Source organism: Silvibacterium bohemicum (assembly GCF_001006305.1).
Classification (GTDB): Bacteria; Acidobacteriota; Terriglobia; order Terriglobales; family Acidobacteriaceae; genus Silvibacterium; species Silvibacterium bohemicum.
Genome location: NZ_LBHJ01000019.1, coordinates 119,409 through 138,544, shown reverse-complemented (window position 1 = coordinate 138,544; position 19,136 = coordinate 119,409). Strand labels below are relative to the sequence as shown.

General features: G+C 58.7%; 18 protein-coding genes and 1 pseudogene. 5 read left to right on the top strand and 14 right to left on the bottom strand.

Annotation, left to right across the window (positions count from 1 at the left end; genetic code table 11):
• Positions 1–8 precede the first annotated feature (8 nt).
• From XX99_RS28205 to XX99_RS27845, 4 genes and pseudogenes are all read right to left on the bottom strand, one after another.
• Positions 9–398: a hypothetical protein gene (locus tag XX99_RS28205; RefSeq protein WP_231581578.1), complete on the bottom strand. Its 390-nt coding sequence runs from the start codon at positions 396–398 to the stop codon at positions 9–11.
• Between the two features lie 270 nt (positions 399–668).
• A pseudogene (locus XX99_RS28200) lies at positions 669–776 on the bottom strand (zf-HC2 domain-containing protein); the annotation flags it as partial.
• Positions 773–1,306, bottom strand: coding sequence for a sigma-70 family RNA polymerase sigma factor (locus XX99_RS22125; RefSeq protein WP_050061593.1), 534 nt, complete (start codon positions 1,304–1,306; stop codon positions 773–775). The gene XX99_RS22125 and the pseudogene XX99_RS28200, both read right to left, overlap by 4 nt.
• 67 nt (positions 1,307–1,373) lie before the next feature.
• Complete coding sequence (locus XX99_RS27845) at positions 1,374–2,006, bottom strand: DUF1684 domain-containing protein (protein WP_184084991.1); 633 nt, start codon at positions 2,004–2,006, stop codon at positions 1,374–1,376.
• A gap of 496 nt (positions 2,007–2,502) precedes the next feature.
• Here XX99_RS27845 and XX99_RS22115 point away from each other — a divergent pair, with 496 nt between their 5' ends.
• Positions 2,503–3,495: a metallophosphoesterase family protein gene (locus tag XX99_RS22115; RefSeq protein ID WP_050061591.1), complete on the top strand. Its 993-nt coding sequence runs from the start codon at positions 2,503–2,505 to the stop codon at positions 3,493–3,495.
• Positions 3,492–4,262: a heme-binding domain-containing protein gene (locus XX99_RS22110; RefSeq protein WP_050061590.1), complete on the top strand. Its 771-nt coding sequence runs from the start codon at positions 3,492–3,494 to the stop codon at positions 4,260–4,262. Before XX99_RS22115 ends, XX99_RS22110 begins: the two co-directional genes overlap by 4 nt.
• A gap of 138 nt (positions 4,263–4,400) precedes the next feature.
• On the opposite strand, the gene XX99_RS22105 is transcribed toward XX99_RS22110, so the two are convergent.
• The 4 genes from XX99_RS22105 to rph all read right to left on the bottom strand — a co-directional run bounded on the left by XX99_RS22105 (position 4,401) and on the right by rph (position 8,318).
• A complete protein-coding gene (locus XX99_RS22105; RefSeq protein WP_050061589.1) occupies positions 4,401–4,955 on the bottom strand; it encodes a cytochrome b in 555 nt (184 codons plus the stop codon).
• The gene (locus XX99_RS22100) at positions 4,952–6,010 is read right to left on the bottom strand and encodes a catalase family peroxidase (RefSeq protein ID WP_050061588.1); all 1,059 of its coding nucleotides are present in this window, start codon (positions 6,008–6,010) and stop codon (positions 4,952–4,954) included. The genes XX99_RS22105 and XX99_RS22100 overlap by 4 nt, the downstream gene beginning before the upstream one ends.
• Before the next feature lie 320 nt (positions 6,011–6,330).
• Positions 6,331–7,344 carry a tagatose 1,6-diphosphate aldolase gene (locus XX99_RS22095; protein ID WP_050061587.1) on the bottom strand — a complete coding sequence of 338 codons (1,014 nt, stop codon included), beginning with the start codon at positions 7,342–7,344 and terminating at the stop codon, positions 6,331–6,333.
• Positions 7,345–7,553: 209 nt separating this feature from the next.
• Positions 7,554–8,318 (bottom strand): ribonuclease PH, encoded by a 765-nt coding sequence (gene rph / locus XX99_RS22090; RefSeq protein WP_050061586.1) that lies wholly within the window; start codon positions 8,316–8,318, stop codon positions 7,554–7,556.
• Positions 8,319–8,778: 460 nt separating this feature from the next.
• Here rph and XX99_RS22080 point away from each other — a divergent pair, with 460 nt between their 5' ends.
• Entirely contained in the window at positions 8,779–10,245 is a 1,467-nt protein-coding gene (locus XX99_RS22080) for a sigma-54-dependent transcriptional regulator (protein WP_231581560.1), read from the top strand.
• A 120-nt stretch (positions 10,246–10,365) separates the two neighbouring features.
• Positions 10,366–10,890, top strand: coding sequence for a hypothetical protein (locus XX99_RS22075; protein ID WP_050061584.1), 525 nt, complete (start codon positions 10,366–10,368; stop codon positions 10,888–10,890).
• A gap of 1 nt (position 10,891) precedes the next feature.
• On the opposite strand, the gene XX99_RS22070 is transcribed toward XX99_RS22075, so the two are convergent.
• From XX99_RS22070 to XX99_RS22040, 6 genes are all read right to left on the bottom strand, one after another.
• Complete coding sequence (locus XX99_RS22070) at positions 10,892–12,127, bottom strand: vWA domain-containing protein (protein ID WP_050061583.1); 1,236 nt, start codon at positions 12,125–12,127, stop codon at positions 10,892–10,894.
• Positions 12,128–12,201: 74 nt separating this feature from the next.
• Positions 12,202–13,719 carry a sigma 54-interacting transcriptional regulator gene (locus XX99_RS22065; protein WP_050061582.1) on the bottom strand — a complete coding sequence of 506 codons (1,518 nt, stop codon included), beginning with the start codon at positions 13,717–13,719 and terminating at the stop codon, positions 12,202–12,204.
• Positions 13,720–13,861: 142 nt separating this feature from the next.
• Positions 13,862–14,467, bottom strand: coding sequence for an LON peptidase substrate-binding domain-containing protein (locus XX99_RS22060; RefSeq protein ID WP_050061581.1), 606 nt, complete (start codon positions 14,465–14,467; stop codon positions 13,862–13,864).
• 204 nt (positions 14,468–14,671) lie between these two features.
• Positions 14,672–14,989, bottom strand: coding sequence for a tetratricopeptide repeat protein (locus XX99_RS22055; protein WP_050061580.1), 318 nt, complete (start codon positions 14,987–14,989; stop codon positions 14,672–14,674).
• 505 nt (positions 14,990–15,494) lie between these two features.
• Entirely contained in the window at positions 15,495–16,889 is a 1,395-nt protein-coding gene (locus tag XX99_RS22045) for an NAD-dependent succinate-semialdehyde dehydrogenase (RefSeq protein WP_050061578.1), read from the bottom strand.
• A 124-nt stretch (positions 16,890–17,013) separates the two neighbouring features.
• Entirely contained in the window at positions 17,014–17,892 is an 879-nt protein-coding gene (locus XX99_RS22040; protein ID WP_050061577.1) for a helix-turn-helix domain-containing protein, read from the bottom strand.
• Positions 17,893–18,363: 471 nt separating this feature from the next.
• Here XX99_RS22040 and XX99_RS22035 point away from each other — a divergent pair, with 471 nt between their 5' ends.
• The gene (locus XX99_RS22035) at positions 18,364–18,912 is read left to right on the top strand and encodes an acyl-CoA thioesterase (protein WP_050061786.1); all 549 of its coding nucleotides are present in this window, start codon (positions 18,364–18,366) and stop codon (positions 18,910–18,912) included.
• Positions 18,913–19,136: the final 224 nt, after the last annotated feature.

The window sequence follows — 19,136 nt, the reverse complement described above, 5'->3', positions numbered from 1 at the left end:
CCACGAGCCTAACGAGGCGATTGTTCCGCTACTAAGGCGGACACGAGGAGGGCGAGATCAGAGGGATTTCCATCGCTCACGACGGTGAGATACAGGTCTTGAGTTTTCGCATACTGGATTGTGAATCCGGAGAGAGTTCTGCGGGCAACGGATGGAGTTCCAGCGAACGATCTCTGCGTGAGAAAGACCGATGCCTGGTGCCTGCCTACCGTGAAGACGAGCAACGCAGCAGGGTGCCCGTCGAGAAAGATGAGATCACCACCTTTGAGAGTAGTCCCGGAAGGAAATGCATCGGGTAGGTTGAAGCTGAATGGAAGCTTGCCGTCGAACCAGGGTTTTACGGTGTGACGATCGCTCGAGATGACTTCAGGCGGGGAGTCGCTAGAGAGCAAAGCCAAGTGTTGATCGAGCAGTTCCGCAGCGAGGCCGCTGGATTGGCGTACCTCTCGCCGGATGAGTAGAGATAATGCAAGGAGCAGGCATGCGGCAAGTGCGCCCCGTATCAATGACCGCGCTGTGTAAACGCGAGCAGGATTCTTCGGCGTTTCCGGGAGAAGTCGAGCTCGAAAGCGAGTGAGAACTTCTGGCGGAGGGGCGAAGCGTTTAAAGGCGCGCTTCGTGGCGCTCTTGAGCTGCATGGCAGAAATAACGCTGAGGGCACAGGAATGACACGACGCCAGATGCTGCTCAAGATCGTGTGCGTCGCGTGGTATCAACTCGCCATCGACTAAGGCGCTTACCTCTTCGTAACTCAGATGTTGATGGTCTTGAATCATAGCAACGACCCAACTTGCTGGCTCAGTTGCGCGTAAAGGGTTCTGCGAGCACGAGAGATTCGCGACATAACGGTGCCAATCGGTATGTCGAGAACGACAGCAATTTCTTTGTATTTGAGCTCCTCTATCTCGCAGAGCAATAGAACTTCGCGAAGCTGCGGGTGCAGGCGCTCCAACGCTTCGGTCAGTGCCGCATGATTGTCGAGTCGGAGGAGGTGGTCTTCCGGAGTCGGACTAGGATCGCTGACGTCGAAAAGATCGACATGGTCTTCCATGAAAACTGTGCGTGAGGTTGCAATGGCAGCGCGCGATGTCAGGAACGTATTGCGCAGGATACGGAAGATCCATGCTCTGAAATTGGTGCCGGATTGGAAGGAGTCGAAAGCGCGCAGTGCTTTGGAGATTGTCTCCTGCACGATGTCTTCAGCATCTTCCTGGTTTCGGCTGAGCCAGAATGCGTGGCTATAAAGCGACGGCAGCAGAGGTAGCGCAAGTTGTTCGAACAGCACGCTACCGTTACGGGCTGGCATTGTACAGATGTCCTCGATGCGACTTAGAGTCGTGAATGGAGATGAAACTTGCGCGGAGAGCAGAACCTTAGTACTTCTTCTCGCCTGCGTTTATCGCTACTGTCAGCCGGTTTTGAGCCGGCGCCAGTGTGCAGTTGACAGAGTGGGTGAAGGCACACGGAGGGTTGTACAGACGGTTCATGTTCAGCACTATCGTTCCTGGATGCCCCAAGCCGTGGCTAGGGTAAGCAGTGTGGAGATAGCGGCCACCTCCATACGTTGAGGCGCCGTTGGTACGATCGGCCAGCGGAAATTGCAGCGAAGTCTCGTCCCTATCCAGTGGCTCTACTCGAAACCTCTTGCCTTCAAGAACAAACTCCGCAACTCCCGGTACCGTGCTTTGATTGGAAATCCCCAGGATCGAGGCGTGCGTCTCCACACGAGGCGGAGTGTAGGGAATCCAACGAGCGTGAATGACATAGTTGGGGTCTGGGGGGAAATACTGCAAGCCGTGAAACTGCAGTTTGGCGGGCGCCTTGGAATCCCAGATGCTGAGTCCAAGCTTGTTGCCAGCCGCCAAGATATAGATCGTCACGGAGTCGTCTTTGATTGTGGATGGGTTGTCCGAGCTGGGAAAGGGGCGGAGGGTTTGCTCGCTCGCTTTCTGACCATCCATCTGCATGCCGCCCGGAAATCCGCTTGCGGAAGCTGTGAGGGTCACTTTCCCATGGTTGAGATGGAAGACACCAAGATGCGGTGAGCAGTGGTCCAAGCGAATCGTGTTATCGCTGGCCGATCCCACTGAGACTGAAGCGCCCTCAGTCAACCAGTCCAAGCCGACTACGGAGAGCCATCCACGGGGAGGGTCGCTTAAAAGACGCGAGGCGCGATGCTCTCGCCAGACCAATTCTTCTTTCGTCCAATTGCTATTCTGCTGGCTCCAGCCGAGGGGATGTAGAAAGAAATAGAAAAGAAGCAAGCAACGTGCTGCTCGCATCGATGATCGATTGCCGAAAATGTAAGCGCCTTGTTGCGGGGGTACTCGATCCGATGCGACGCCGCACACACCGGTGGAATCTTCCTCGGAGGGGATCATAGTTTGGAGAACTAAATTCCGGCAGTTTTATTCTTCGGTCAGATTGCACATTTCGTCGCGAATAAATCCGGCCCTCGCCAGTTATCAACGATGCAGGCAAGTAAATCGATGGGAGCTGGATATGAATCATTTTGAAGAAGACGAAGTAGTGCAGGACAACCAGGCGGAGCCTGCGAGTGACGGGATCGACCGGCGGAATTTTCTGGGATGCATGGCATGGGCGGGCACGGGTCTGCTCTGGACGATGGCCGGCGGCGTGCCAACGTCCAGGCTGCTGGCGCAGGCGGTCAAGTCTGGCGGCGCCGGTAAGGTCTCAGATTTTTCTTTTGTGCAGATCAGCGATAGTCATATTGGATTCAACAAGGGCGCAAACCCGGATGTTACGGGAACACTGCAGACGGCCATCGCCAAGATCGATGCGGCATCCTCAAGCGGGAAGGCTCCGGACTTCATGATTCACACCGGCGACATCACGCAGAACTCGAAGGCCTCGGAGTTCGACACGGCCTCGCAGGTGATCAAGAGCTCCAAGGTCTCGGAGGTGTTCTATGTCCCGGGAGAGCACGACTTCTCGCTCGACGATGGAGCGCTCTACAAGGAACGCTATGGCAAGGGAACGATGGGTAGTGGCTGGTACAGCTTTAACCACAAAGGCGTTCACTTTGTTGGATTGAACAACTGCGTGCAGGTAGATGCAATGGGTAACCTGGGTGCGGACCAGCTGGCCTGGCTGAAATCCGACCTTGCAGGATTGAGCGCCTCTACACCCCTTGTGGTGTTCGCTCATATTCCATTGTGGATGGTTTATGAGAAGTGGGGCTGGGGCACGGCCGATGGCGCGCAGGCGCTCTCACTCATGAAGCGCTTTGGATCGGTCACAGTGTTGAACGGTCATATCCATCAGGTGGTGCAGAAGGTGGAAGGCAACGTTGCGTTTCATACCGCAATGGCTACTGCATTTCCCCAGCCCGCACCCGGCACCGCTCCCAACCCCGGACCTATGGTCGTTCCAGCCGGCAAGCTGCAAAGCGTGATCGGAGTAACCAATGTCCAGGTGGTTCGCGGACACAGTCATCTTGCCGTGGTCGATCACTCGCTGGCGGAGGGCGTGTGAGATATTCAGCTGTAATCATTGTGCTGGCCGTAGCTATTGCTTTAATTGGGGGATTTTTTCATCCCTTTGGAGACCCCCGTGTCGAGCCTGTAAAGGGGCTCGACACGTTGCTGGTACAGGCCAATATGCCGGCAGACGCAAAGAAAATTCTGATCAACCACTGCGCCGACTGCCATTCGAATGAAACACGGTGGCCGGTGTATGCGCGCCTGGCGCCGGGATCGTGGCTTATTGAGCGGGATATCGTAAAGGCACGCGAAAGGATGAACCTTTCAATCTGGGATCAGATGCCTGCCGATATGCAGGAGGAATCGATCGGACAGATCATTCACGAAGCGAAGGCCAATGAGATGCCGCCGCTGCAATACCGGCTTCTTCACCCAAGTTCCGCTCTGACGACTCAAGAGGTGGCCACGCTCTCGAGTATGCAAAAAAGCGATGCAGCATCACAGTCAGGCGCAACCGGCACCGGCGATGCTGAACGGGGCAAGATGGTATTTGAAAAGCGATGCACAGGCTGCCATGCATTGCAGGGCAATCGAGAAGGGCCTCCACTGGGAGGTGTCTTCGGTAGGCGGGCGGGTAGCGTAGCCGGGTTCGACTACTCGACAGCTCTGAAAAGCTTTAACGTTACATGGAGCGAAGCGACGCTGGATAAATGGCTCAGCGATCCGGACACGATGGTGGCAGACAACAAGATGGACTTTCATCTTCCCAAGGCACAGGAGAGATCGGACATCATCGCCTACTTCAAACAACAGAAGTAGCCGAAGCGGCTGGAGCCGCCGCCATTTGCAGCGAACGGCACATTATTCTGTGGAACGATCGCGACGCTGGGTTTCGACGATTCCGGCGAAACCCTCAGGCGTCCTTATCGATAGGAGACTCTCAAAAGCGCGGGGCGATCACTCTGAGCGATCGTGCGTAAGCACAGGCGCCATGGTTTCAAATACCCCGTCGTTTCTGACCAGCTTGTGAAAGAGAATCGCTGCAACGTGCATCAGGATGACAGCGAAGAAGGCAAAGGCCAGGTAATAATGCGCATGCCACAGCAGCGTATGCAGGCCAGGGTTTACAGGCAGGATCGGTGGCAAATGGACACCGCCGAAGAGCACCACCGGGTAGGCAGCGGCGGACAGCATCGCCCAGCCGATGATGGGCATGGCAATCATCAGCGCGTACAAAATGACCTGCGACAGATGGGCCGCCAGCTTGATCGGCTCCGGCAGACCGGCGGGCAGCGCCGGAGCGCCGTAAATCAAGCGCAGCGTCAGGCGGATGAGCACCAGGACGAGAATGGCGATGCCGAGCGGCTTATGAATCTGGACCAGTGTCAAATATTTGGGAGTGACGGTCGAGACCATGCCGACACCGATGAACAGCATGGACAAAATGCAGATGGCCATAAGCCAATGAAGCAATCGCTGCGGCGCTGTAAAGCGTGTGCGGGCTGTTGTCATTGCTTTGCTCCTGCGTCGGTACGCGGATAATACGAGGATTCGGCCGTACGGCTGTTGTAGGACCGGGAATATGCCGCCGAGCGAGCAGCGGGGAATGGGTCATCCGACGTTGTAATTCCGGAAGGCAGAACCGTCGGGTCGAAATTGATGTCGCGGCACGGGCCATCGCGCTCCGGCTCGATCTGTTGCACGATGAGCGTACCGGCGTTGATGGTGCGACGATCCGCAGGCCACGCCTTGTTGGGATCCGCAGTGGGATCGCCAGGGTTTGCGACAGTGATCACGAGAGTCCAGCGTTGAGGGCTGGCGGAAACACGCTGAGTAATCTCCTGCTCAAGATAATCGGGGCCGCGTTTCGCCAGATCCCCAGGCGCGATAGGAACCGGTTGCGCCGCTGGAATCAGCGACCAGCGAATGGGATGCTTCGCGCCGGATTGGTCGACGAACAGAAAGGAGTCGAGGCTGTTGTAACGCTCTTCCGCATAGCTCGAGGTCCACGGCGCACTTTTGGCCCAACCGAGGAAGGTAAGAAACCCCGGATGGCCTGCAATGAACTCCTTCATCGCATCTGGGTCCTTGCTTGCGGAGGCGGTCAGAAGTCCGTAGAAGTCTTTCGGCGTGGAAGCCGGAAAGATCGGCGCATCAATCATGGCGCTGCGCCATTCCTGGCCGTCCGGCGTAGTGATGCTGATGCCGAGACCGCGGACACGCACCATGGCGTCCGCTGCATTGGGATCTGCGGTAGCAAGGTTGAAGCGTCCCACAACCGGATATTGACCGCGGACAAAAACCTGCGCCTTGGAGAGCGTCGAGCCATCCCCATTCGCGTTCAGTGTTCCGGTAAAGCAGATGCCTTTGGCGTGGTTGCGGCGATGGCCGAGCGCCGGTCCGCCGGGCGGCGCCAATCCCGCGACCAGCTTCTTAGGAGTCAGCCTGTGGGGGGAAAGCCATCCGGCAGTGTATGCGAAAGCAACGGCGGCTATGCCAACCACCGCGGCAATAACGACGAACGGCCCGAGCCGAAACGGTTTTGGTATTAGAGGGGACTGGTCCATTCAAACCTCGCTTCCTACAGATATTCGATCTTAAGCCGATGCCGTCACTGTGCGAGCGAAGACTCAGAGCGCACGTGACGATCAGCGCTTCGCATCAACCCTTGATTCTGGATCTTTTGAGTCGTCGACTGATGATAAGGATACAACTCATTTAGGAGCTTCACTTCATGATGCACCGAATGCAAATGGCAGATCCGGCGGCTTCATTGAATCATGGTCAACAATCGCCATCGTGAAGGTTTGCACGGAAGGCGTCGCATGCCACAAATACAAAGCCGTCCCAATCGGGACGGCTTTATATTGCGATTACTAACTTCTTCTTACGCCAGCGCCGGTTCCTTCACATCGATCTTGTCATACCAGGAGTGCGCGGCTTCGAGCGCCTTGTTGACGTTGTTGATATTCTCGACGCCCTGGGTGTTGAGCCATTCCTCGAAGGCCTTGGCGCCCTGCTTGGCGTAGATGGCGATGCCATCCTTCCAGGTGGCGCGGCCGCAGAGCACTCCGTTGAAGGTGGTGCCGCTCTCTCCGGCCAGCTCCAGGGTTTCGATGAAGACTGGATTGCTCACGCCGGCCGACAGATAGATGAACGGCTTGTGGGTGGAGGAGGCAGCGATGCGGAAGTGTTCGAGAGCCTCGGCGCGGGTGTAAGCCTGCTCGCCCTTGAAGGACTTGGTGCCGGAGACGAACTCCATCTGCACCGGCACTTCGACCTTGAGCACGTCGACGCCGTACTTCTCTTTGCCGAACTCTTCCATCGAGCCGGTCACGATATCCGGTTTGCGCCTGGCGTAGCCGATACCCTTCTCATCCTCGCCGTGCACGTCGTAGCCGACGAACTCGAGGAAGAAGGGAATATCGTGCGCGCGGCATTCGTCGCCGATGCGCTCGATCCAGGCATGCTTCAGGTCATTGACGTGCGACTTCTCGAAGGGCGTGTAGTAGAGCAGGATCTTGATGCAGTCCGCACCCGCTTCCTTCAGGCGGCGCACCGACCAGACATCGAGCAGGTCGGGCAGGCGGCCGGGGGTGGCGGCGTCGTAGCCGGTCTTCTCATAGGCCAGCAGCAGGCCTTTGCCGTTGCGCTTCTTCGAGGCGGGCAGGCCGAACTCGGGATCGAGCAGGATGGCCGAAGCATGCTTGGTGAGCACCTCGGTGACCAGCTCCTTGAACTCGATGAGCGCCGAGTCGGGAAGATCGGCGACGCCCTTTTCCTTGGCCAAAGATTTCTTCAAAGAACCGCGCTGGTCCATGGCCGCTGCTGCAATCACGCCGCGCTCATTGGACACGGCCTTCAACCCTTCCAGTTTTCCTGGGGTGATCTTCGATGGCATAATTTTTCTCCTGCTCTTGCGGTTTGAGATGTTCCGGGCTCCGGGCGGGGCCGAAAATTGTGTCGACCCATTCTAGAGCATTTTTCCTGTTCCGGAGACCTTGGGGAGATTCGATCCGCGCAGCTTTTCTCAATGTAAAAGCTGCGCGGACCGTCTCTCTTTGGCTCTCCGCCGGTCTCGTCTCCAGAATTCTTACTTCTCCAGGATTCTTACTTCGCCGGTGCGCGTTCCTGTTGTTCGCGCTTCAGCGCCTCCCGCTGTGCGTCGAGCAGCTGGCGAATGCCGGCCTCGGCCATATCCATCATCTCCAGCATGCGGGAGCGGGGAAAGGCGACGCGTTCGGCGGTGGCCTGCACTTCGACCAGGCCGCCGTCTTCGGTCATGACCACGTTCATATCGACCTCGGCCTGCGAGTCCTCTTCGTAGGCCAGATCGAGAAGCGCGGTGTCTTCGACGATGCCCACGCTGGTGGCCGCAACCAGCTGCTTCAGAGGAGAACTCTTCAGCGCGCCGGCCGCCAGCATGCGGTTGAAGGCGATGGCCAGCGCCGCGCAGGCTCCGGTGATGGCCGCCGTGCGCGTGCCTCCATCGGCCTGCAGCACGTCGCAGTCGAGAATGACGGTGCGCTCGCCCAGCGCCTGCATATCGACTACGGCGCGCAAGGAGCGGCCGATCAGCCGTTGAATCTCATGCGTGCGCCCGCCGACTTTGCCGCGCTCGGCCTCGCGGGGGCTGCGCGTGAGCGTGGCGCGCGGCAGCATGCCATACTCGGCCGTCACCCAGCCGCGTCCGCTGTTGCGCATCCACGCGGGAACGCCCTGCTCCACGGTCGCGTTGCACAGCACCCGGGTATTACCAACTTCGATCAGGATCGAGCCTTCGGCGGTGGCCACATAACCCGGCGTAAGCCGCACGGGACGAAGATCGGAAGGGGATCGCCCTTCACTGCGAAAGAACTTTTCATTGGTCTGCATCGCTGCTCATTGTACGAGGTCTTGCGGAGCGCGATCACGGAACACATCCTCGACCGGCAGTTCAGAAACGGGACTGAGCGTTCCAGATTGGGTCAAGGCCCGAAGATGCATCTTTCCATGGAGCTAGCTTCTGATCGTGGTCAAACCGAAACCTTCTCGTTTCATTTTGGAAAATACGGGGCGCCAACGCCGTTCCTCCCCTCATCGCTAAGACCGTCCATTCATTCGATATTGATCCTCCCCACACTTTGGCACTCGACGTGTAACAAGGAGAGGCGGAGCTGTAACGTGGACAAGGACCGGAGAAGAGCGGCTGCGGCAGGATCGGATTTCGCTTCGGGCATCGCACCTGAGTTCAGCGAAGGCAGCGTAGCCACTGACCGGAGATTACCTCCGGCACGTACTGAGTTTGTTAACTGCGCAATTTCCGTGCTGACGAAAACGGAAAAGGATGCATAGAATGCTTGCAACTATTCGAGACAAGCCAATGAACTCCCTCTGCGCGTACGTCCCCGAGCCCGCGGTACGTCTTCACGTCCTGGTTGTCGACCAGGACGAGACAGTGCGCTCCGCGTGCTGCGAAATTGCCTCCAGCCGCGGCTTCGCCGCCCATGGCGTCGCCACCATCGAGGCGGCGCGCAACCTGCTGCGCGGCAACAGCGTCGATATTTTGTTGATTGACCTGAAGGGCAATCCGGCGGGGGATCTCGAATTGCTGGAGGAGATCAGGCTCCTGCAGCCGGAGATGGCCATCGTCGCCATGACCGCCTTTGCGACTGTGACCTCGGCGGTCGAGGCCATGCGTACCGGCGCTACGGACTACCTGACCAAACCCTTCAATGTCGACGAGCTTGCAGCTATTCTGCGTCGGATTGCCGGGCAGCACAGCATCGACGCGGCCAGCCGCCGGCTGCGCGAGCGGCTGCGCGGACAGCGAGGGCTGGGAAACATCATCGGCAGCAGCCCGGAGATGGAACGGCTGTATCGCATCCTCTCCAAAGTGGCGCAGACCGCGCATCCGGTTTTGATTATCGGCGAGAGCGGCACCGGCAAAGAGCTGGTGGCACGGGCGATCCACGCGAATGGTCCTCATGCCGCCAAGCCGTTTCTCCCCGTGGATTGCGGATCGCTGGTGCCGACGCTGGTCGAGAGCGAGCTCTTCGGCTATGCGAAGGGCGCATTCACCGGGGCCAACCGCTCGAAAGATGGGCTGCTGGTTGCGGCAGAGGGAGGGACCGTCTTTCTCGACGAGATCGGCGAGCTGCCTCTCGATCTTCAGGCCAAGTTGCTGCGGGCGCTCCAGGAGAAGGAGATCCGGCCGGTCGGCGCCACGCATCGCATCCCCATCAATGTGCGCATTCTGGCCGCGACGAATCGCGACCTAGCCGGAATGGTCGAGCAGGGCCGCTTCCGCAAGGACCTTTATTACCGGCTCAACGTGGTGAGTCTCCGTATCCCGCCGCTGCGCGACCGGCACGAGGATGTTCCGCTGCTGGCCCAGCACTTTCTGGAGCGGTGCAACCAGCGGCGCGAAGTGCCCTGCGTCTTCAGTGATGACGCTCTGCGCATCATGACCGAATACGCCTGGCCGGGCAATGTCCGGGAGCTCGAAAATTCCATCGAGCGAGCCTGTGCTCTCACTACAGGTCCGGTGTTGCACATTGGCAATCTACCCACCTGCCTCCAGGACTTCCGCCTGCATGCCCATCGCGAGACCTCTCTAAGAGGGGACAGCGAAAGGCCGGCTGTTTCTCCGTCTCACGGGGTGACGCCTCTGGCGGAGGTCGAACGGACGGCGATTCTCCAGGCGCTGCACGAGCTTCATGGCGACAAGCTTGCCACCGCCAAGCTGCTCGGCATCGGCAAGACGACGCTCTACCGGAAGCTGAAGGAATACGGCGTGGGTGAGCCCGCGGCAGGGGATTGAGCAGGGGCTTGTTGGAACGAAGTTTGCCCACGTTGCTCCAAGCCGCATCATGAGTCTCGCAATCCGATCCGATGATGAGCCGCATCGATACGGCTTTCGAATGCCAAGGAAAGGAACAATATGCAGGGAATACTGATGATTACTGCGATTGCCGGCGCCGAAAACTGCGCCGCCATGCTCTCCAAACAATTCCAGATGCCGGTCGAAGTAGCCTCCAGCCGCAGGGAAGGGCTCGCCGCGTTGCGGCGCCAGGATTTCCTGCTGGCCATCCTCGACGAATCGCTGATCGAGGACGATCATCACGGAGCTGAGGCGCTGCTGCGGCACACCGGCCCCGCCACTCCGCTCGAAATCAACTTCGCTCTCTCCGGCTACGGACGCGTGGAGCGCTCGGTGCGGGCTGCGCTCGAACGGCGCCAGAGAGAGGGAGAGATCGCAGCGCGTACCGCTGTTGCCGCCATCCGGAGCGACATCAGGGAGGGCCTTGCCGGGCTGCTGCTCCATGCCGAGCTGGCCCACGCTGAGCCGGGAATCTCACCCTCGCTGGCGGCAAAATTGAAAACAGTAGTCGCGCTCGCGGGAAGCTTGCGCCAGAGTATCGCCGATATTCCGCCGGCCGATATTTCGAAGCGGAGCTTCGCGTAGCTCAGTGGATGGTTCGCGTCTTGCGCTGCATGTAATCCATCAGGAGGTATTCGCCGAGGTTTTGCGGGGTGGTGAAGTAAGCCTTACCGCGGCACATCTCCGACACCTTGTGGACGAAGCTGACCAGCCCCGGATCGGAGGCCAGCATGAACGTGTTGATCATGATGTTGGAGCGCTTGCAGCGGGCCACTTCTTCCAGCGTCTCGCTCACCACCAGAGGATCGAGGCCAAAGGCGTTTTTGTAGATGCGCCCATCTTCGAGGGTGAGCGCCGAGGGCTTGCCGTCGGTGATCATCACAATCTGTTTCATGTCCTTGCGCTGTGCCTTGAGCACGCGCTGCGCCACCCGCAGGCCTTCGCGGGTATTGGTGTAGAAGGGGCCGACCTTCACCCGCGCCAGCTGCGAGACAGGCATCTCTTCGGCGGAGTCGTGAAAGAGCACGAGGTTCAGCGAGTCGCCGGGATACTGCGTGCGAATCAGATGTGAGAGCGCCATGGCCACTTTCTTGGCCGGAGTGAAGCGGTCTTCGCCGTAGAGGATCATCGAATGCGAGCAGTCGAGCATCACCACCGTCGCGCAGGAGCTCTGGTATTCGCACTGGTGCACCTGCAGGTCGCGATATTCGATGTTCAATGGCAGCGACAGTCCTTCGCGGGCGATGGCCGAGGTCAGCGTGGCGGTCGCGTCCAGATTGAGCGTGTCGCCGAATTCATACTGGCGTGACCCGCCGCTGGTTTCGATGCCGGTGGCAAAATGCCGGGTGTCGTGGCGTCCGTAGTTCGATTTGCCCAGCGAGCCGAGCAGGTCGCGCAGTGTTTTATAGCCGAGAAAGTCGAGGCTCTTGTCGGTCACCTCGAAGCGCACCTGCTGCTGCGCGTCGCCCCGCTGTCCAGGGCTGCGGGAAATCTCGCCGGGATGCTCGGAGATGCTGCTGGAGATGAAGTTTTCCTGCTCCATGCGTTCGATCAGCTTTTCGATCAGATTGTCGAGCTTACCCTCCTCAGCCAGGGCGTCGACTGCCTCCTGCATGCGGTCATCGAGGAAGTCGCCCGACTCAAGAGCGCGGCGCAGGGCCTCGCGAAGGTCGTCGAGGGTGTGGTCCAGCTCCTGGAAATCGGCAAAGGGGTTCTGAAAGCCGGAATCCAGCAGGTAGTCGGAGAGCGCCTGAAGCAGGTCGTCCATGCTCATCTCCGACGCCAGGTCGCCGTTGTACTTGGTATACCGAACCCGCTTCATTCCGTGCCTCCATGCCCTTGACTCTGACCTACTCCGCAATCGCTGGACATAGAGTCCGCCTGGACGGCCAGACTCTAGTTCAGTCCCCCGCGCCGGGAGCGCCGCGTCTGCCACTCGTCGTATTCATTTTCGGCGCTGGGCCGCTCCTGCCGTGAGGGCTGCGCCTTCTTCTGCGCGACGAAGGCCCGCTCTTCGCTGCGGCTGAGGCGGCGATGCGCGCACATGCCTTCGAGCAGAAACTCCGCCGCGGCTACAATCTCCTCCGCCTTGCTCGATCCCTTGATGCCCAGCGGCGACAGCTTTTCGATCAGCCCCTGAATCTGGCGGAGTTCTTCGAGAGTGGATTTGGTCGGCTGGCTGTCTTCGACCCTGGTCGTGCCGCCCAGGTTGAACCACTGCTCGATCTGCTGGGTATTCGTCGCCGAGAAATACTTGTCGAAGATCTTGCCGATGGCGGTGCGCATCACTTCCTTGACGACGATATCCGCGCCGCGCATCTCGCCCTCGTATTCGAGCTCCAGCTTGCCGGTGATGCCGGGAAGCGCCGCGTAGAGATCGCCGACGCGGGGCAGCACCAGTGATTCGTCGTGCACCAGCGCGCGCCGCTCGGCATTCGAAACCACCAGCTCCATGGTCGAGATGGGCAGCCGCTGGCTCACGCCGCTGCGCTTGTCCACACGCTTGTCTTCACGCGCGGAAAAGGCCACCTGCTCGACGATCTCGCGCAGATATTGCGGAATCTCCAGCTGCGCGAGGCCGCGATCCGTCCACGCCTCCTGCGCGGTGATGGTCAGGCCTTCGTCGATGGTCTCCGCGTAGTGGGTGCGAATCTCCGATCCGATGCGGTCCTTGAGCGGAGTTACGATCTTGCCGCGCGCCGTGTAGTCCTCGGGGTTGGCGCTGAAGACCAGCGCGACATCCAGCTCCAGCCGGACCGGGTAACCCTTAATCTGCACATCGCCTTCCTGCATGATGTTGAAGAGCGCAACCTGAATCTTCCCGGCCAGGTCGGGCAGCTCGTTGATGGCGAAGATGCCGCGGTTGGCGCGGGGCAGCAGCCCGTAGTGCATGGTGAATTCGCTGGAGAGGTCTTCGCCGCCGCGCGCCGCCTTGATGGGATCGAGATCGCCGATCAGGTCGGCTACGGTCACGTCCGGCGTGGCCAGCTTTTCCACGTAACGCTCTTCGCGCGAGAGATAGGCGATCGGCGTGGCGTCGCCGTGCCGGGCGATCAGGTCGCGGCCCCACTTGCTGAGCGGCCGGTAGGGATTGTCGCGAATCTCGGAGCCGGCGAGGTAGGGCGTATGCGCGTCGAGCAGCGCTGTCAGCGAGCGCAGGATGCGGCTCTTGGCCTGGCCGCGCAAGCCCAGCAGAATGAAGTTCTGCTTCGACAGAACGGCGTTGACGATCTGCGGGACCACGGTGTCTTCATAGCCGATGATGCCGGGAAAGATGGTTTCGCGCGTCTTCAGACGTGCGATCAGGTTTTCGCGCAGCTCGTCTTTCACGGAACGCCCTTGCAGGCGCGCTTCGGAAAAATCCTTGCTCTTGCGAAGATCCCCCAGCGTTGTCGGCAGGCTTTGTGTCGCCATTTCAATCTCCGGGCAGTGATGCACTGCGGGTTATTTAGAAGATTTCTATTATCAGAGTAGACGATCCGGGGGACCGGTACGATTCACGCTAGCCGCGCTTCCGCTTGGCTCCGGCGAAAATCCGCGCCCCGCGGGGCCAGCATCACATGACGTGCCCGTTCTGGCCGGAGGCTTTGGCGGCGTATGCGCCCATGCGCAGCTTGGGAAGAATGGCCTGGTAAAAATCGAGCAGCCGGTGGGTGCGCTCAACATCGGAGCGCAGCCCGAGCAACTGCTGCTTGAAACCCAGATCGGCGGGCAGAGCCGAGGCCAGTTTAAAAGAGATCGGTTCGTCCAGGCTGAGGTGCAGGGTCTGCATTTCGATCCCCGCCAGCTCCAGTGTTTCGAAGTGCAGAGCCGCGCACGCCTCCCGCAGAGAACGCGGAGCCACATCGCCCTCGTCGTCGAAGAAGTCAACCTCGGCTTCGAGAAAGTCCCGGCTGTTTTCGAGCATCTGGATCTCGAATCGCGACTCGCCCTGGCAGAAAATATCCAGCCGGCCATCGTCATAGTGGTGAAGGACGCGAACGATCTGGGCGGTGCACCCGATCACGGCCAGGCCCTCCTGCTGGGCGCGCACCACCCCGAAACCGGTGCGATCCGCCATGCATTCCCCGATCATCTCCTTGTAGCGATCCTCGAAGATGTGCAGCGGCAGTCCGGTTCCTGGAAAGAGCACGACATCCAGCGGAAACAGGGAAATTCTCATGCCAAGCTATTATGCGCGTTCCGGCCGGCAAAAAACGGGCCTCCCAGCAGTGATTTTGATGTGCTCCCAAAACGATGTGGTGAAGCCGCACCGCGCTGCATCGAGCTCATTCTGAACGGTCTTTTAGAGCATTTTTCTATTGCTGTGCCCTTTTGGAAATTCGCTAAGTGCATCTCCTCGGTCTACATCTAAAGAAAAAATGCTCTAGTCGGCAAATTCGAGTTCATCCAGCATGGCCTGCATCTCACCCAGCGCATGCTGATTGCCGGTGCGGCGCGCCGAGGCGATGCCCTCGGTCAGACGCTGCTTCGCTTCCGGATTCCGACCGGCCTTGGCCAGCGTCTGCGCTGCCATAAAATAGCCGGCCGTGTAGTCGGGATGATCGGCCAGCAGCTGTCCGAATTCGTGCAGCGACCGCTCCGTCTCACCCTGCCCCGAATATTCCATGGCCAGGCCGTAGCGGGCAAAGGCGTTCTTGGGATCCTGAGCGAGGATCTCGTTCAACATTGCAACCTTATCCATGACTCTATTGTCTCGCGGGTTTCTTGTCTTGCGAAGCGGGGGGGATTTTGTTGCCGTTTTTTGCCGGCTGCCGCGCGCGATTGTCGCGATACAAGCTCAGCAATATCCTCGACATGCGGTACGACTGCGTCGTAGGAAGCTTGCAGTAATCAGGATGGAGAGTTTGGTTCCTGCGCTGGAACAGAAGTACGGACCGGCGCAGGAACTCGGAAGGATGCTTTCCACTTAGACCGCCTGAAGGGATTCGCTCACGACAACATCGGGATTTGCGTCGAAGCCTGGGAACAGCGCAGCGCCTTGGCGGTATGTTCAGAGGTGAGGATTATGGACTCCGCGTCTAAGAGCTTACCCCGATAGGCCCCGTCGAAGCCGAAGACCATCGAATAAAGCGCCTGCACAATATATCCGGCTGGAAATGGCGCCATAGCGGCGTTGTTAATGCACCGGATGATTCTCACTGTTGACAGCACTAGGTAAATAACCCGGGAGTTCTTGCACATGTTCGTCAACCCACAGCCACATATCTCACCGGCTTAGCCGCCGACCGAATCAATTTCTTGTTGACGAACTCGTGGATGCCAAGCTCGGAGAGCTCCCGTCCATAACCAGATCCCTTGACGCCCCCGAACGGCAGATCGGGCGCGGTCCAAAGTAGCTCGTTGATCGAAACCATACCAGCTTCAATTTCGAGAGCCAGCCGCTGTGCACGGTCAATGTTGCCGGTGTAGATGGTGCTGCCCAGACCAAAAGGCGTGTCGTTTGCCAAGGCGATGGCCTCAGCCTCGTCGCGAACCTTAAAAAGAAGAAATACTGGTCCAAAGAATTCCTGCATGTAAGCGGGATTGTTTCGGTCGATACCCGCAAGGATGCCTGGCTCAACATAGAAGCCCGGACGCTTGATCTTCACGCCTCCTTGTATGAGTGTGGCCCCGGCCGATACAGCGCGCTCAATCTGCTCCAGCAAGAGGTTCTGTGCTCTCTCCGATGACAGAGGTCCTATTGTCGTGGTGGCGTCGACAGGACTGCCTGCGACGAGCGACGACAGAGCCTTCCGAACTCCCTGCAGAAACTGATCGTAAGCAGCTTCAACAACGATGAAACGCTTCGCACAGGCGCAACCCTGGCCGATATTGATCATCCTGCTGAAAACTGCGGTAGAAACCGCCTGATCGATGTCCGCATCTTCAAGCACGATGAATGGGTCACTCCCACCTAGCTCCAGCGTCGAGCGTTTCATCATCTTGCCGGCCTGCTCAGCGATTGCCGATCCTGCGCGCTCACTGCCCGTGACGGCAACTCCCTGCACTCGTTTGTCCGCGATGACAAGCGATGCCTGCTCCTCTGTGAGCCGGAGATTCGTGTAAGTCCCGACGGCTGCACCTGCGTCAAGGAAAAGCTGGGCGAAGAGGTCAGCACACTGTGGGACAGAGGGCGAATGCTTCACGAGGACAGTGTTTCCGGCCATCAGGTTCGGCGCCGCGAAGCGTGCCAGCTGATAGTAAGGAAAATTCCAAGGCTCTATGCCGAAGATGACGCCGATGGGTTGGCTGAGGACGGTCGCGCCCCCGCTTGCCTGCTTCAGTTGTACTGGAGCAAGGAACCGCTCTGCGTTGTCTGCGTAGTAGGTGAGAATGTCGGCGCTGAGTAGAGTTTCGCCACGGCTGTGATCGATCAGCTTCCCCATCTCCAGAGTAATCATTGCCGCAAGCGGCTCGATACGCTGGCGCATCAAGTCAGCTACTTTGCGGAGAATGGCCGCCCGTTCTCCGAAGGTGGACAGCCGCCAGACGTGGTATGTGCTGTGAGCTTCTGCAATTGCTTTTTCTACTTCCGAAGCGGTGTGCGCTGGGAAGCTCGCAACGCGCACGCCCGTGGTGGGGTTTATTGTTTCGTAATTCATCAATCCTCTTCCGTTCGGGCAGGTTGAGGTAACTCACGAAGAGCCACTTGCTCGAACTGTTCCGAAGATAGAAGGGAGCGAAGGGTTGGATCTTCCAGCAGAATGCGGTCGTACTGGAATCCTGCTATGAATTGCGGCGGTACTCGCCAGGTGTTGTCTGAAGCTGCTTACGGAAGGCGTCAGTCATATGAGCCTGGCTTGAAAAGCCGCATGATAGTGCGACTTCCGCGATGGTGAGGTGCTCCCGCTTCAGAAGCTGCTGAGCACGGTGTAACCGTCTCGCAAGAACATACTGATGCGGCGTTTGCCCCACTGCCGATTGGAACATCCGAAGAAAATGAGATTTGCTGTATCCACTCTCCTGCGACAGCGCCTCCAACGTCAGAGAGTTTCCCAACTCGGCTTCGATTCGATTCTGCACCCGAATGAGAATATGCGGCGGTAGGCCGGAGGTGGTTGCGACGCCGGCCATCCTCGCAACCTCATCGGCGAGCACAAAGCGCACCCCGAGCGCGTGCGCTAGTGAGTCAACGTAGAGAGCGCCCGATGGGGCTCCTGTTTCCAATTCCTTGCTCAGCAACTGGAGGATGGCCTCGATAGAGGCATTGTGGACGCCGGATCGGAAGGAAGGAATTGTGGAATAGTTGCGGTCCATCTCCTCGGCGATTGAACCGATGAACTCCCTGTCCATCGCGCAATAAATGAAATCGGCAGGCGTAAACAGGGAGACTCTTGGAGCAGGTCCAGCGGGAACGAGAGTGATTGTCTCGGGTTTCTTTGTGAATGGGATAACCGTTCCATGCTCCAAGCGATGCTCACCTCTGGTCGGACCGGACTTGAGCTGGAAGATAACGTGCCTGCCTGGGGAGGAAGGCAGGACAGCATCGACGCCGCTATGAAACTCCCCTAAATATAGGCCCTTGCATCGAAGAGAGGCGCTCGATTTCAGCTTTGGAGTATTCGAGAGTTCCTCAACTTCAAGTCCGCGTTCGCTCTCGCCCATTGGCGCCCTCCTTGCTTGCTCAAAACCGACAGAACGCCGGAAATGAGGTAATTAAATTATAAATTTCGCAGATAGGAGTTTTGTACCAGCGATATGCAGTCGCCAAAGGCGAATTGACGGGTTGGGCGAGAGGAGTGGTGGCAAGTCGGTTTATAGGAAGTGATCGAGCAAAACGTCAGCCTGCAAAGACGGAGCTTTTGGTTAACTGACGATAACAAGCCAATGCTCTCATCAAGCAGTTCAGAACCGGTCTATATCTCCAGCAGGCAGCTGAAAATAGCTATCTGGCCGCTTTCCTTGAATCTCCGCTAGGTTCAGAGGGCCCAATCAATCTAAAACCTCCGCTTGCTCCGTCGGCATTTGCGTAAAATGCCGCAATTGCCGACACTGGAATTGACCCTCATCGACCATTGGGCAAACGCAACCGGGCGGCACGGACATTCGCCCGAAAAGCGGAAAGAGAGCACAAGCATGGACTTTCCCGGCCATTCGCTTCCGGTGCGCGGCGTTGCCGAGTCGCAATCGGAGATGACCGAACTGATTCTGCCGAACGACACCAATACGCTGGGTAATCTGCTCGGCGGCCGGCTGATGCACTTCATCGATCTGGTGGGAGCCATGGCTGCCTACCGCCACGCCCGCACCCACGTCGTCACCGCATCGATGGATCACATCGACTTCATCGCGCCGGTGCATGTGGGCGATCTGCTGATCCTGAAATCATCCCTCAACCGGGCCTTCAACACCTCGATGGAAGTAGGCGTGAAAGTCTGGGTGGAGAACACCATTGCCGGAATGCATCGTCACGTTGCCTCGGCTTACCTCACGTTCGTGGCTATCGATTCGCAGGGACGCCGCGTGCCAGTTCCGCAGCTTGCGCCTGAGTCGGAAGACGAAAAACGCCGCTTCGCCGATGCTGCACGCCGCCGCGAGCTGCGTCAGCGCGAACTGGAGCGCAAACGCGCCGCCAAGCCCGCGGAGGTCGAGGTGCAAGGCTCGGTTCGTCCGGGCAGAAACTGAAGCACGCGGAGAAATTTCGCGGTCATTGGGTTGCAGCGTGATGAATATCAGGACACGGCTTCAGATTCAGACGGCGCTGCAATCGGAATGGCCAGGTTTTGTATCGCGGCACGGCTTCAGCCATGCAGCAACTGGCAGTGGCTAAGTTTTGTATCAGGGCATGGCTTCAGCCATGCCGTTTCGCACACATAAAACACGCGGCTTTAGCCGCTGAGCAGCCTCAA